Origin of the sequence: Burkholderia sp. Bp9142, assembly GCF_003853415.1 — a bacterium.
Lineage (GTDB): Bacteria > Pseudomonadota > Gammaproteobacteria > Burkholderiales > Burkholderiaceae > Burkholderia.
Window position 1 is genome coordinate 1 of sequence record NZ_QTPP01000034.1, and the last position, 13,841, is coordinate 13,841.

The 13,841-nt window shown below is 67.1% G+C and carries 14 protein-coding genes; 7 read left to right on the top strand and 7 right to left on the bottom strand.

The genetic code is table 11. The features are described 5' to 3' along the window. Positions 1–182 precede the first annotated feature (182 nt). Positions 183–1,007, bottom strand: coding sequence for a phosphate/phosphite/phosphonate ABC transporter substrate-binding protein (locus DIE22_RS28795; RefSeq protein WP_124500525.1), 825 nt, complete (start codon positions 1,005–1,007; stop codon positions 183–185). Between the two features lie 305 nt (positions 1,008–1,312). On the opposite strand from DIE22_RS28795, the gene DIE22_RS28800 reads away from it, so the two are divergent. Both DIE22_RS28800 and DIE22_RS28805 read left to right on the top strand, forming a co-directional pair. Beyond that, entirely contained in the window at positions 1,313–2,338 is a 1,026-nt protein-coding gene (locus DIE22_RS28800; protein ID WP_124500526.1) for a fatty acid desaturase, read from the top strand. 221 nt (positions 2,339–2,559) lie between these two features. Further along, complete coding sequence (locus DIE22_RS28805; RefSeq protein ID WP_124500527.1) at positions 2,560–3,762, top strand: benzoate/H(+) symporter BenE family transporter; 1,203 nt, start codon at positions 2,560–2,562, stop codon at positions 3,760–3,762. A gap of 34 nt (positions 3,763–3,796) precedes the next feature. On the opposite strand, the gene DIE22_RS28810 is transcribed toward DIE22_RS28805, so the two are convergent. The 3 genes from DIE22_RS28810 to DIE22_RS28820 all read right to left on the bottom strand — a co-directional run bounded on the left by DIE22_RS28810 (position 3,797) and on the right by DIE22_RS28820 (position 6,870). Further along, complete coding sequence (locus DIE22_RS28810; RefSeq protein ID WP_124606597.1) at positions 3,797–4,684, bottom strand: NAD(P)H-binding protein; 888 nt, start codon at positions 4,682–4,684, stop codon at positions 3,797–3,799. 255 nt (positions 4,685–4,939) lie between these two features. Beyond that, positions 4,940–5,131 (bottom strand): hypothetical protein, encoded by a 192-nt coding sequence (locus DIE22_RS38525; protein ID WP_221622399.1) that lies wholly within the window; start codon positions 5,129–5,131, stop codon positions 4,940–4,942. 821 nt (positions 5,132–5,952) lie between these two features. After that, positions 5,953–6,870, bottom strand: coding sequence for an AraC family transcriptional regulator (locus DIE22_RS28820; RefSeq protein ID WP_124500529.1), 918 nt, complete (start codon positions 6,868–6,870; stop codon positions 5,953–5,955). A gap of 192 nt (positions 6,871–7,062) precedes the next feature. On the opposite strand from DIE22_RS28820, the gene DIE22_RS28825 reads away from it, so the two are divergent. Continuing rightward, the gene (locus DIE22_RS28825; RefSeq protein WP_124606598.1) at positions 7,063–7,260 is read left to right on the top strand and encodes a hypothetical protein; all 198 of its coding nucleotides are present in this window, start codon (positions 7,063–7,065) and stop codon (positions 7,258–7,260) included. 38 nt (positions 7,261–7,298) lie between these two features. Here DIE22_RS28825 and DIE22_RS28830 read toward each other — a convergent pair whose 3' ends face one another. Further along, positions 7,299–8,252 carry a LysR family transcriptional regulator gene (locus DIE22_RS28830; protein WP_124500531.1) on the bottom strand — a complete coding sequence of 318 codons (954 nt, stop codon included), beginning with the start codon at positions 8,250–8,252 and terminating at the stop codon, positions 7,299–7,301. Positions 8,253–8,352: 100 nt separating this feature from the next. On the opposite strand from DIE22_RS28830, the gene DIE22_RS28835 reads away from it, so the two are divergent. The 3 genes from DIE22_RS28835 to DIE22_RS28845 all read left to right on the top strand — a co-directional run bounded on the left by DIE22_RS28835 (position 8,353) and on the right by DIE22_RS28845 (position 12,261). Beyond that, the gene (locus DIE22_RS28835) at positions 8,353–9,711 is read left to right on the top strand and encodes an NAD(P)/FAD-dependent oxidoreductase (protein ID WP_124500532.1); all 1,359 of its coding nucleotides are present in this window, start codon (positions 8,353–8,355) and stop codon (positions 9,709–9,711) included. Positions 9,712–10,027: 316 nt separating this feature from the next. Next, positions 10,028–10,462, top strand: coding sequence for a hypothetical protein (locus DIE22_RS28840; RefSeq protein WP_014900564.1), 435 nt, complete (start codon positions 10,028–10,030; stop codon positions 10,460–10,462). Between the two features lie 185 nt (positions 10,463–10,647). Next, complete coding sequence (locus DIE22_RS28845; RefSeq protein WP_124606599.1) at positions 10,648–12,261, top strand: histidine-type phosphatase; 1,614 nt, start codon at positions 10,648–10,650, stop codon at positions 12,259–12,261. A 19-nt stretch (positions 12,262–12,280) separates the two neighbouring features. Here DIE22_RS28845 and DIE22_RS38995 read toward each other — a convergent pair whose 3' ends face one another. Together DIE22_RS38995 and DIE22_RS28855 are read right to left on the bottom strand one after the other, a co-directional pair. Beyond that, positions 12,281–12,820: a transcriptional regulator gene (locus DIE22_RS38995; RefSeq protein WP_260426789.1), complete on the bottom strand. Its 540-nt coding sequence runs from the start codon at positions 12,818–12,820 to the stop codon at positions 12,281–12,283. Then, on the bottom strand, positions 12,817–13,110 hold the full coding sequence (locus DIE22_RS28855; protein WP_260426790.1) for a hypothetical protein: 294 nt from the start codon (positions 13,108–13,110) through the stop codon (positions 12,817–12,819). The genes DIE22_RS38995 and DIE22_RS28855 overlap by 4 nt, the downstream gene beginning before the upstream one ends. Before the next feature lie 167 nt (positions 13,111–13,277). Here DIE22_RS28855 and DIE22_RS28860 point away from each other — a divergent pair, with 167 nt between their 5' ends. After that, positions 13,278–13,583 carry a hypothetical protein gene (locus DIE22_RS28860; protein ID WP_124606600.1) on the top strand — a complete coding sequence of 102 codons (306 nt, stop codon included), beginning with the start codon at positions 13,278–13,280 and terminating at the stop codon, positions 13,581–13,583. Positions 13,584–13,841: the final 258 nt, after the last annotated feature.

Sequence of the window (13,841 nt, forward strand, 5' to 3'; positions counted from 1 at the left end):
CCCCGGGGGGGGGCGGGGGGGGGGGGGCGGCCCGCGGCGGGGGGGGGCGCCCCCCCCCCCCCCCGGCCCCCCCCGCCCCCCCCCGCCCCCCCCCCCCCCCCCCCCCGGCCCCCCCCCCCCGCCGCCCCCCCCCCCCCCCCCCCCCCCCCCCCCCCCCCCCCCGGCGCTGCACTACCCGCGCATCACGCCAGTTCCGGATAGCCGCGCGCGGCGGCCTCCCGCGCGAACTCGGCAATGGCATCGTAATCGCCCGGCACCAGCCGTTCGAATCCCTTCAGTCTCAGCATCCGCGCCCGTTCCGGATCAACCGCGACCGCGTGATCGAGCGCATCCCGCAACGCTCCCACGAGCCCTCCTTCCAACGCCTTCGACACAATGAACGGCAACCCCGGCGCCGACGCCGTCATCCCGACGATCCGGATCTCGTTCAACAACCCGGGCAGCGCATCGCGCACATACGCGAACGTCACGCAGTCGATCGCCGCGCAATCGGCTTCGCCGGCCGCCAGCGCACGCAGCACGTTCAGATGTGAGCCGAACGACGTGACCGAACCGAAGAATCGCCCGTCATGCGCATGCGGCGCGACCGCATGCCGGAACGCGTTCATCCCGCTGTGCGAATCCTCGCCGTTGAAGGCGGCCCGCAAGCCGCGGCAGGCAGCGAGCGTCGTCGCGCCGCCCGCCTGCGCGCGCGCGGACACGACCAGCACGCTGCTGTAGCGCGCGCCGTTGCAGCCGGGCACATCGAAGGCCGGTGTCGCGACCAGGTGCACGGCATTGCGCAATCCGAGCATCCGGTACGGATAGCCGCACGTTTGCGACAACAGCAGGTCGTTGCGCCGCCACAGCGCGTGCAGGTCGCCGAACGGTTCGTCGAGCAGCGCGACGCCGGCAGGCCCGCCCGTGCGCGCGAACGCATCGAGTACATCACGCAGCAACGCGCGCCACAGTGCGGCGTGGCGCGGCGTCACGTTGTACATCGGCAGTCCGGCGATCCATGGGCTCATGCGCGCATTCTACGCATCGGCGACGCCTCGGAGAAAGCCGGTTCGCTTGCATTTCGGCGGGGTTCGGGTCCCTGCAGAGACTGCCGATGCTTATCGTCCGCGCAGCGATAAGCAAATGCGAATTGCTTGGTTGGCCCGACTACGCCGCCCGGTTAGCGTTCCAGTGTCGCGACGCCGTCGCATGCCGCTGTTGCAGCCGGCCGCGAGCCGCGACGCTCGTCGGCCACTCGCATCGTGCCCCGCACCGGCGCGATCGTCCGCTTCCCGTATCACCCGCATCACGCGCTTCATCCCGCCTCTGCACCATGGCCGAATACTTCGACGTCGACCACGCTCGCGCGATCGCCACGCTCGACGCCCGCTTCACTGCCCGCACCGAGTGGCCGACCTGGCTGCTGGTCGTCGCGATCTACGGCGGCTGGCTCGCCGTGCTGCTGCTCGTGCGTGCCGAGCGCCTGCCGCTCGCGGCCGCGACGCCGCCGCTGATCCTGCTCGGCGCGTGGCACATGTCGCTACAGCATGAACTGCTGCACGGCCATCCGACGCGCTCCGCGATCGTGAACCGGCTGCTCGGCTATCCGCCGTTGACGATCTGGTATCCGTACACGCTCTATCGCGACACGCACCTCGATCATCACCGCGACGAGGACCTGACCGTGCCGGGTGTCGACCCGGAAACGAACTACGTGTCGCGCGAGCAGTGGGCGCGCCTGCCGCGCTGGCGGCGCGCGCTGACGGTTGCGCGCACCACCTTCGCCGGACGTCTCGTGGTCGGGCCGCCGACGAGCGTCGCCGCGATGTTGGCCGGCGCGTTCGACGCATTCCGGCGCGGCGACTTCCGCTATCTGCGGATGTGGATCACGCACGCTGCCTGCGTGGCCGCGCTGCTCGCATGGCTGCAGTGGGCGATCGGCGTGCCGTGGTGGTACTACCTGCTCGTGGTCACGTGGCCCGCGCTGTCGATCGCGATGATCCGCTCGCTCTTCGAGCATCGCGCCGCGCGGCATCCGAAGGCGCGCATCGTGATCAACGAGGCCGGCTTCGCGATGCGTCTGCTGTACCTGAACAACAACTATCACCTCGTGCATCACGACCTGCCGAAGCTGCCGTGGTACGACCTGCCGCACGCGTACCGGATGCGGCGCGACGCGTATGCGGAAAAATGCGGCGGCTTCGTGATCCGCGGCGGGTATCGCGAACTGCTGGCGCGCCATGCGTGGACGCCGACCGACACGCCCGTGCATCCGTTCGACCAGGGGACGACGTCGCTGTCGATGGGCAGCGGCGCGAAGGTCGCCGCGGTGGACGGGTATCTCCAGATCAGTACGTAGCGCTCGATTGGGCCGCGCTTCGCCGTGAAGCCGCCCGATACGGCGACGCACGCGCAAGGCCGCCGCGGCACGCCTCCCTTACGAAAAGCCGACAACACCGATCAGCATCGGCGAATTGCCAATTCCGTCGGCAATGCCCAGAATGACGGCTCGTCCGGGGCTTCCAACAATCATTCGCCCCGACCCAGCCTCCCGGCCGCGGGCCGCACTCCCCTACGACGATGCAACCGAACACCTCGCCCGGCGCGCTCCGCTCGATCGGCCACGACTGGTCCGTCTCCGCGATCACCGCGGGCTTTCTCGCGGTACTGATTTCCTACGCGGGCCCGCTCGCGATCTTCTTCCAGGCGTCGCAGGCCGCGCACGCGTCCAACGCGATGGTGACGTCGTGGGTCTGGGCGATCTCGATCGGCGCGGGCATCTCGGGGCTGTTCGCGAGCTGGAAGCTGAAGGTGCCGGTCGTGACCGCATGGTCGGCGCCCGGCACCGCGCTGCTCGTCGGCCTCTTTCCGCAGCTGACGCTGAACCAGGCCGTCGGCGCGTACATCACGGCCGCGCTGATCATCCTCGTGATCGGCATCACCGGCTATTTCGACCGGCTCGTGCGGCATATTCCGCGCGGCATCGCCTGCGGGATGATGGCCGGCATCCTGCTGCCGTTCGGCATGCACGCGTTCTCCGCCGCGACCGCACAGCCGGTGCTCGGGTTCGGGATGATCGCGGCGTACGTGATCTTCAAGCGCCTGCTGCCGCGCTACAGCATCGTGCTCGTGCTGCTGACGGGCGCCGCGCTCGCGACGCTGCTCGGCATGGCCCAGCTCGGCAACGTGTCGCCGAGCATCGCGCGGCCGATCTTCATCACGCCCGAATGGACGCTCGGCACCACGCTCAGCCTCGCGCTGCCGCTCGTCGTCGTCAGTCTCACCGGCCAGTTCCTGCCGGGGATGACGATCCTGCGCGTGTCGGGCTATCACACGAGCGCGCGGCCGATCATCACGGCGACCGGCGTGATGTCGCTCGTCGTCGCGTGCTTCGGCGGGATCACGATCGTCGTCGCGGCGATCACCGCGGCGCTGTGCACCGGCAAGGACTCGCACGAGGATCCGGACCGGCGCTATATCGCCGGCATCGCGAACGGCATGATCTACCTGATCGGCGGGCTCTTCGCGGGGACGATCGTCACGCTGTTCTTCGCGCTGCCGCAAGCCTTCGTCGCGATCCTCGCGGGGCTCGCGCTGATCGGCGCGATCGGTGCAAACGTGCACGGGATCTTCGAGGACGAGGATCATCGCGAAGCGTCGGTGATCACGTTCCTCGCGACCGCATCGGGGATGACGTGGCTCGGGCTCGGCTCCGCGTTCTGGGGGATCGTGATCGGGTCGGTCGCGTATGCGGTGTTGAGCAGGGTGCGGCAGCAGGCGTGACGCGCATCGCGTGCCCTTTCCGCCGCCGCGTCGCTCAACGCGCGTGTTCGCGCACCAGCGCGGCAAGCGCATCCGCCGGTGTCGTCGTGCCGTACACGCGCTCCGACACGCCGGCCTCGACGTCGATCTGCCCCGCGTTGTGCACGTCGTACAGGTCGACGATCAACTGCGCATGACGTTCGCTGAGCCCCGCGCGCAACAGCGTCGCGGTCCATGCGTCGCGCGGCAGTTCGCGCGCGACGATTTCGTGGTCCGCCGCCGCGCCGAGCATCTCCGCGATGTCCCGCACGCTCACACGCCGCGGCCCTTCGATGCTGACGATACGCGGCCCGTTGCCGGTTTCGGCGGAATCGAGCAGCAGCCGTGCCGCCGCGACACCCACGTCGGGCGCCCAGACCGTCGGAAACACCTTGTCGACCGGATGATGAAAGCTCGGCAGCACGCCGGTTGCGAGCGCGACCGGCAGCACGCGCGTCCAGTTCTGCAGGTGCTCGGACGAGCGCAGCAGCGTGAGCCGCGTCGGCACCGTGTTCAACCTTTCTTCCAGGCGATGAAAGAGCCGCGTGATGCCCGTGTTGCCGTCGCGCTCCGCCCCGTAGTCCGACAGCGCGAGCAGCGCCGGCGGCGGATGCGCGGCGAGTGCGCCGGTCACGATGTCGATCGTCCGCTCCATCGTCGCGGCCGGGTCGCTGTCGGCGACGGGCACCGGACACAGCATCTGCACGGCTTGCGCGCCATCGATCGCCGCGGCGACCGCACGGGCGTCCATCAGGTCGGCGATCGCGACGTCGCAGCCAAGCTGCGCGAAGCGTTCGCGCCGGCGTGCGTCGCGCAGCACCGCGCGCACGGGATGGCCTGCCTGGCGCAGGGCCGTTACAGTCGACAGTCCGACGTTGCCTGATGCTCCGAAGATCACGAACACGATCCGCTCCTGGGGGATGAAGTTATCGTGATTGTCGGCACTCGCGGCCAGGACGGCGCACAGGGATGGATGAAGCGGACAGGAAAGGATGACGGGATGCAGGTGCTGACACACCCACGATGACAAGCCTCGCATCATCGCAATTGATGGCAGCATAATTTCGACTTCTATTTATCGGAACGATTGCCGCCGACTGCCATGAGTGGTGCCGGCCGGGAAGCCAGCGACTGACGCTCAAGCAGGTAAAAAAACGCTCTACGGTTTCGCCTTGATCGTGGCCAGCACAATTTGCGATTGGCTGACCCACATCGCCGTCAGGTTGCAGCGATGGTGAACCAGCGACATGATCGTCGAGTAGTCCTGCAACAGATTGCGAGTAAAGATCGGTTCGTGATGGGCGATGCGGTTGCGCAGTTTCCGAATGTCTTCAAGCTGACCGTAGATCATCTGCCGATGTGCTGCCACCGAAATGCTCGAGTCGAGATTCGGAAATACCCGGCGCAAGTGGGGATCCCAAAGACGGGTATCGTTACGAACGTGAACATCTTCTGCCAAAACACGAACTTAAGTTCCGGGATCACCTTTCCTACGGTCGTCACCCCCTGTCGAGCGGACGTGAGGTCATTCCACTGACTGTATCCCGCTCGTGACCGTGGAAGGCTTCGTTCGAAACCAGGCGACCAGGGCCATCGCGGTCCATACACGGCTTCGAGCACATCGGAAACGGCGTTGCGAACTGCAACCTCGCAGACGTGCAACACGGGCAGCAGCGCCCCTGACACGGCTGCGTTCCACGCGTACAGCCGCAGTGATGCCATGTCTTGGTCATCTGCCGGGCGTGCAACTGCGTCGAACGTCGCCATCCGCGGGCGCGACAGCGCGGTGGTGACGGCATCAATGACATCCTTGTTGTTTGACATCACGCTTGGATTTAGATACGATCGACGTCACTAGCTACGGGATTCGCGGGCGAAAGCCTCCCCCCGTGGACAGACGATAGTATCGAAGAAACCCGCTCCGTGCGGGTTTTTTCATTTTCCGCCCCCAATTTCCCGGCCCCGTCAGTCTTGACTCTCATCGCCCCGGCCGCAGAACAAAAACGCCCGTAGCCTCGGCCTGCTCACGTTCGTGATTGGTCTACGCAACGAGGTGGAATGGACGAAGTTCCGCTGCCAACAACGTGATCGAATTACTACGTTCCGGACTGGGATAAGCCACGCAACGAATCGAACACTGCGACCGCAACCTCACGCGCCGCATCCACCCGGTTACGCTCCGCTCCCATCGCCCTCGCCGTCATAAGCGAGCCTGAGCCCACCCCTTGCCCCCGCCCGCGCGATCTCCGTCGGCGTCGCCCCCAGCACGCGATTCATCCAGTTCGCCATGTGGCTCTGATGCGCGAAACCCGCTTCGAGCGCGATCTGGCTGATACTCAGCCGGCCCTCGAGCAACAACGCCTTCGCGCGCTCGACCCGGCGCCGCACCACGTACTGATGCACCGGCATCCCGAGCGTCTCGCGGAACAGCACCTTGAAATGCGGCACGCTGATCGACACGAGCGCCGCGAGTTCGGCCAGTGTCATGCGACGCTCGAGGTTGGCCTCGACATAGTCGATCACGCGCGCCGCCGCCTTCGGCGCAAGCGTGCGCCGGTGCTCGCGGAACGCCGGCTGGCTGTCGACCAGCCGCGCGACGAGCGCCGTGCACAGGCTCTCCGCATAGAGCGGGTCCGACGCGTCTTCCGCTTCGAGTTCGGCGGCCATCGCCCATGCGATGTGCTGCAGCCGCGGATCGCGCACCTGCAGGCGGCGGCGGATCTGCGCCTGCGACGGCTTCAGCTCGAGCTGGTCGAACGTGCGGCGCACGAACGTGTCGCTGAGCGCGATGTGCAGGATCCGGCAGTCGGCGCTGTCGGTCCACTGGCCCGGCAGGCCGGCGGGTATCACGTCGACGTCACCGTGCGCCTGGATGCGCGACACGCGTTCGCCGTCGCACACGCAATCCGCGCGCACGGGCGAGCCGACATGCACGCCGATGCGGTGATGATCGGCGGCAGGGATCCGGTACGTGCCCGCGCGAATCTGCAGCAGCGACGCGCCGAAGCCGCGCCACCCGAGCCCGCGGCTGGAGCGCAGGCTGACCGGCACGCCGTTGTCGGTCGGCGCGGCGAGAATCGGATCGCTCATGGTTCCCCTCCACCAGATCAGGTGTCGAACGCGCATTGTGACGTTTTTTCCGGCCGCTTGCCGGGCTTGCCCGGCCATTACCGCGCCGGGCGGAAAAAGATCATCCGTTTCTGCTCCGGCCCATCCGTGCGTGTGCGCCGCCGGGCACCGCACTGCTTACGATGGCCTCATCCGACACCTACGGAGACCGTCATGCCCGATTACTGCCCGCAACGCGCGGCGCTCACCCCCGCCTCACCGTCCCGCGCCGCCCGCCGCCCTGCCCGCCCCGTTCACCGCACCGACCGGACCACCCTCGCCGCATGGTGCCTGCGCATGATCGGCTGGTACCGGCTCGAACGGCTGCTCGCGTCGATCCCCGACAGCAACGACGACTTCGGGATCGTCTGACGGTCGACACGCACGACGCCCGGCCCGCCCTCGTCCACCTACTTGCGCCGCCGCTCGTGCGGCGCCACCGTCGCGCCGTCGATCACCGGCGCGCCCTGCTTGATCAGGAAGTCGCGAAACAGCCCCGTCACCTGTGAGATCCGGCGGTCGGCAAGCGTGATCACGTACCACTCGCGCACGATCGGATTGCCCGGAAACGGCAGTTGCCCGAGCAGCCCCGTGCGCAGCTCGAGTGCACACGCGTGCAACGACAGGAACGCGACGCCGAGCCCCGCTTCGGCCATCTGCTTGATCGCCTCGTTGCTCGACAGTTCGGAGCCCACATGGAAGCGGTGGCCGGACGTCTTGAACAGGCTCTCGACCGTGGAACGCGTGCCCGCGCCGCGCTCGCGCACGAGCAGGTGCGCGGATTCGAGATCCTTCAGCGCGACGCGCTTGCGCTGCATCAGCGGATGCCCGGGCGCCGCGACGAACACCATCGGATGCTTCGCGAACTCGACCGCGTGCGTGCGCAGTTCCTTGGGCGCGCTGCCCATGACCGCGAGATCGATTTCATGCGTCGCGAGCATGCGGATGATGTCGTCGCGGTTGCCGACCTTGAAATACGTCTTCACGTGCGGACGCGTCGCGGTGAATTTCACCAGCAGCGGCGGGATCAGGTACTCGGCCGTCGTGATCGCGCCGATCCGCAGCGTGCCGCCGAGATCGCCCGTCAGCGCGGCCACTTCGTCGCCGGCCTCGCTCCACAGATGCAGGATCTCACGCGCATAGCGCGACACGATCTCGCCGGCCGCGGTCAGCTGCACGCCGCGCCCCACCCGCTGCAGCAATGCGGCGCCCACCGCCTCCTCGAGCAGGCGAACCTGCAGCGACACGGCCGGCTGCGTCAGGTTCAGCTCCTCGGCCGCGCGCGACACGCTGCCGAGCCGCGCAATCATGTCCAGCGCCTTCAACTGCCGGAACGTCGCGGTCTTACCTATAAGTGAATACATATGAGTCGCTTATAAACATTAAATTGTTTGAGCAGGTTCAAAACTATATCGTCGGTTCTTGAGCAATGTCATCCGAATCGTCATCAGCGGGAGCCACAACATGGACAACATCACGCCTACCCTTGCAACGGATCGCGCACCGCGCGTGCCGCGCATCGTGATCGTCGGCGGCGGTGCCGGCGGCCTGCAGCTCGCCACGCGCCTCGGCGACACGGTCGGCCGCCGCGGCCAAGCCGACGTCGTGCTCGTCGACCGCTACCCGACGCACTTCTGGAAGCCGCTCTTGCACGAAGCCGCATCCGGCCATCGCGATCCGGCCTCGCACACGATCGAATACGCGGCACAGGCGAAGCGTCACGGCTTCCGCTTCGTGCAGGGCGCGCTGCAGCGGGTCGATCGCGCGGCACGCACGGCGACGATCGCCGCGGTGCAGGACGCGGACGGCACGGAGATCCTGCCGCAGCGCGAGCTTGGCTACGACGATCTCGTGCTGGCCGTCGGCAGCGTGACGAACTTCTTCAACGTGCCGGGCGCCGCGCGCCACGCGTTGCCGCTCGAAAACCTCGACCAGGCCGAGGATTTCCGCCGCAAGTTCCTTGCCGCCTGCACGAAGGCGAACCACCTGGCCGAGCAGCAGCCGACGCTGCGCGCGGCACCGATCTGCATCAACGTGATCGGCGCCGGCGCGACGGGCGTCGAACTGGCCGCGGCGCTGCGCCATGCGATCCAGCAGCTGACGACGTATCGCTTCAAGGCGCTGGTGTCCGCACGCGACGTGCACATCCGGCTGATCGAAGGCGGCCCGCGCATCCTGCCGGCGCTCGACGAAAGGCTGTCGGCCAGGATGCACGCGCAACTGCGCACGCTGAACGTCGACGTACTGACGCAGACGCGCGTCGCGGAAGTCGGCGCGGACGCGGTCACGACCGCGACCGGCGAGCGGCTCGCGAGCGACATCACGATCTGGGCGGCCGGCGTCGCGGGCCCCGCGATCCTGCGGGAACTCGGCGACATCGCGCTCAACCGGTCGAACCAGGTGATCGTGACCGATACGCTGCAGACGCCCGACGATCCGCACGTGTACGCGTTCGGCGACTGCGCCGCGTGCCCGTCGGCCGATGCGAGCGGCTTCCTGCCGCCGCGCGCGCAGGTCGCGCACCAGCAGGCCGTGTACCTGGGCGAGGCGCTCGCGCGGCGCCTCGCCGGCAAGCCGGTGGCGGGCTTCACGTTCCGCGACGCGGGCACCGTCGTGTCGCTCGGCCGGGCCGGCGCCGTGTATCAGGCCGATCTCGGCGTGCGTTCGCGTTCGCTGATCGTCGACGGGCTCGCCGCGATCGGGCTGTACAAGTTCCTGTATCGCAAGCATCTGTTCAGCGTGTACGGACTGAAGCGCACGCTGTTCCAGTCGCTGAGCCACTGGCTGCAAAGCCGCAACCAACCGTCGATCAAGCTGCACTGATCGACGACGGCATCGCAAGACGGCGTATCGAGCCCACATCGCCCGATGCGCCGTTTTTTCAGATGCACGCATCCGGTGCATTCGACGCATGCGCACGTTTGGTGCATCACGTTGAAGTGCGTCGATGCGAGGCGAATCTTGCGGAGAACATCGCATCGCAGGCCTCCCATGCCAGTCATGGCTCGCCGCCCGATTCATTAGTCGAATCGTATGAGTCGGATATAAATATTAATTGGTCGCCTATTCCGGATCGACGCTAAGGTGTGTGGCATTCCCGTCCGCGAACGGATCGTCACGTCTCAGGAGAGGAATCACCGTGGTCATCGAAGCCATCGTCACCCGTCTCGACGCCGCATTCGCGCAGATCGAAGCGACACCGGATTCGCACGAATCGCGCAACCAGCGCGATGCGATCATCCAGTGGCTCGACAGCGCATCGGAGCAAGGATATCGACTCGGTCTCGTCACGACGCTGCCGGCCGCCCGGCTCAGCGACATGTTCGAAGGCCAGTTCGGCCGTGCGAACCTCGACCGCTTCTCGGTCGTCGTGACCGACGCCAATCAGCAGGACTCCGTATCAAACCAGCATCCATTCGATGTCGCGCTGCAGGCGCTGGGGGTGCCGCCCGAGCGCGCGGTGGCCGTCGCGAGCAGCGAACCGGAACGCCGCGAAGCCGAGACGTTCGGCCTGTCGCGTTGCGTGCGCATCACCGACACGGTGCGATCGATCGCATCGGCGGGCGTGCACTGACCTGAGCACCTGCATCCGGGCCGGCACGTGCCGGCCGGTCGCAATCCGGCGCGATGCCGACGATTGCCCGACCGAATCCTGACATTCTGCTGTCAAAGTTGCTTGCAACACTTCCGGGCTCGACCGACCCCACCCGGAGACGGAACGACGCGCTTCCCGCCTCGTCCCGCCCGTTTCAAGCCACGATGACACGCCCTACCCGCACCGCCTCGGCCGTCGCGCTCGTCTGCCTGCTGCTCGCCGCATGCGGCGGAGAAACGTCGACGGCACCCGCCATGCCGGCGGACAACAGCGGCACGCAGCCGGCGCCGCAACCGACACCGACGCCGACACCCGCGACCTACTACCAGACGAAGACGCCGTATCGTCCGCAGCAGGACGCGGCGACCTACGAAGCACCGCCCGCCGGCTACGCACCCGTCTACACCGGACTCGTCGCGCGGCACGGCTCGCGCGGACTGTCGGGCTTCAAGTACGACGGTGCGATTCATGCGATGCTGGTCAAGGCCGAGGCGGACGGCGCGCTGTCGGCGCTCGGCGCGCAGCTGAAGGCCGACACGTACGCGATGATGAAGGCCAATGCACTGCTCGGCTACGGCGTGCAAGGGATTTCGACGCCCGGCTATGGCAATCTCACGCAGACCGGCATCCACGAACACCAGCAGCTCGCCGCGCGGCTCGCGCAGCGGTTGCCGGCACTGTTCGCGTCGGGCGGCCGGCAGATCGTCGTCGTCAACTCGGGGCAGGACCGCGCGGTCGACAGTTCGGCCTACTTCTCCGCCGCGCTCGTCGCCGCGCAGCCGGCGCTCGCCGCCGCGATCACGCTGCCGGCCGCGCCGTCCGGCTATCCCGCGAGCACGCCGGTCGCGCAGCCCGCCGGCACCAACCGCTTCCTGCTGTATTTCCACTCGCTGAAGCCGGCCACCGATCTCGTGACCGACACGTCCGCCCCGTATTACGCGACCTATCAGGCGAGCCAGGCATACCAGGCCTATTCGAGCGATGCGACGGTCGCGGACAAGCTGAAGACGATCAAGGCGTCGCCACAGGTCGCGGAGGTCGCGCAAACGGTGCTGTCCGCGCTGGTGTCGCAGGCCTTCGTCGCGAAGCTCGGTTCAGACGGCTATACGTTCGCGAACACGGGGACCTACGCGTTCACGTCGCCGGACGGCAAGTTCACCAATACGCTGAAGGGCGATGGCAAGACGAAGATCGCATCGGCCGTCGATGCGGTGAACGTGCTGTACAACCTGCTGCAGGTCGCGCCCGCGATGACGGCCGAAACGGGCGGCGTCACGCTGGAGAAATACATCGGCGCCGAGCAGGCGCGGACGCTCGCGTATCTGCAGGACGCGGAGGACTATTACCAGAAGGGGCCCGGCATCCAGGAAGCGAACCCGGTCACGTACCGGATGGCGCAGGTGCTGCAGGACGATTTCTTCAACGAGGTCGACGCGATCGCGCGCGGCGACCTGACGCGCGCCGCGAAGCTGCGCTTCACGCATGCGGAAATCATGATTCCGTTCGCGTCGATCATGAACCTGAAGAACGTGTTCGTGCCCACGCCGCAGGCGCAGACCTACACGTATGCGAACAACCCGTGGCGCGGCGATCAGGTGTCGCCGATGGCCGCGAACATGCAATGGGACGTGTATCGCAACGGCTCGCGGCTCATCGTGAAGATGTTGTACAACGAGCGCGAGACGGATTTCCAGGCCGCGTGCGACGGCGCGAAGATCGCACCGGCGAGTCACTACTACGATTACGCGGGATTGAAGCGCTGTTACGGGTATCCGTGACGCGCCACGGCGTACCGCGTCAATGCGGAATTGCTGCGCTCGTGCGCGCCGCCCGCGCGGCCTTCGGCTTCGCTGCGGCGTGCACCTTCGGATCGGCGCCGACCGCATGTTGAACCTTGCGGGCCTCCGCGGGCGTCGCGTGTGCCTTCGACACAGGTTTCGCGTCGGCATGCGCCGCGGCCGGCGCCTTCGACGGCGAACGAACGGGTTGCTGCCCCGGGTTCGCGGCCGTCGCACTGTGCGCCGCCCCAGGTGGATGCTTGACCTGCTGTGCGTACGCCTTGACGTCGTGGTCGCTCATCCACGATTCCGTGTAGGCAGCCGACGCAGGCTGCGACAGGTTGAGACAAGCGACCGATGCCACGAGAAAGGCACGAAGATGCGTGCGACGATTGAATGCGGTAATGACGAATGCTCCTTGCGATCTGGCTTGACGCGCCGTGTCGGCGCAGTCGTGGCGGCACGATAAATGAGCGTATTCCACATCGCAAGCGTTTGACGGGTGATTCAAACGATTCTTGACGTTTGAACGATCGATCCGGCGTGTGAGGTCCGTCACGCCCCGCGTTCGATCGCGTCGGCCGCGACACCGTCCTTCCCCCCGTTCCGCTCGACCGTCCACGGATGAATCGGCCGATGCCCCGGCCGCGCCCGCTCGGGCGGCATCCACAGATGCCGCAGCCGCTGCCCGAACGTCCCCGGCGCGAGCACGTCGCGCCACATGTCGACGAATTCATGGAGATTCAGCACCAGGAAGTTGTACGAACGGATCTGCCGCGTGATGCCGTAGTCGACCGGCTCCGTTTCCTCGACGTATGTGCCGAACATCCCGTCGAAGATGATCAGCACGCCGCCGTAGTTCCTGACTCCCTGTCCGAAGGACGCCGCGCGCCTGCTCGCGCTGCCGCGGAGGATGGAGCGGCAGGGGAGCGCGCCTGCTCGCCGAACTGCGGCGGACCGACGATCTCGAACTCGGATTCGCCGGCGGTGTCGAACATGCATCGCCGGAGATTCACATGAAACGCGCCGCCCCGTTCGCCCTCCTGATCCTGCTTGCCGCCGCCAGCTTGCCGGCGCTCGCCGGTAGTACCGTGTCGCCGGTTCCGCAGCAAGCGAGGAATTGCGTACCGTCCTCGCCGTCCGCGTCCGCCGGCACGGCGCCCGGCTCCCGCGCGGTGCCGAAGGCCCCGCCGATCCGCGTGTGCGTCGGCGATTCGGACACGCAACTGAACCTGCCGTGGTTCCTGACCGACGTCCTCACCGCCGTGGACACGCACCAATCGCCCCGCGACCTGCTCCACAAGATGCGCGACGACTTCTGAAGTGCGGCCGTCCCTGCCTGCACGCGCGCCGAAAAAACCGCGGGATGGGCCTCGTTCACGGCGATCCGGCCCCCGGATCGCCGGACGTGACGCGCCACGCAAATATTTCCTGTCGAGCATCAATCGCAAAATTGTTCCATTTGTTGACTCACGATATTTCGTAATCGCGCGTCACGTCATATACTTGCCGCGCACCATCCTCGTGCCAAGAGACGGTGTCTTCTGTCCCGGCCGCACTCCGATGCGGCCGGGGCTCTT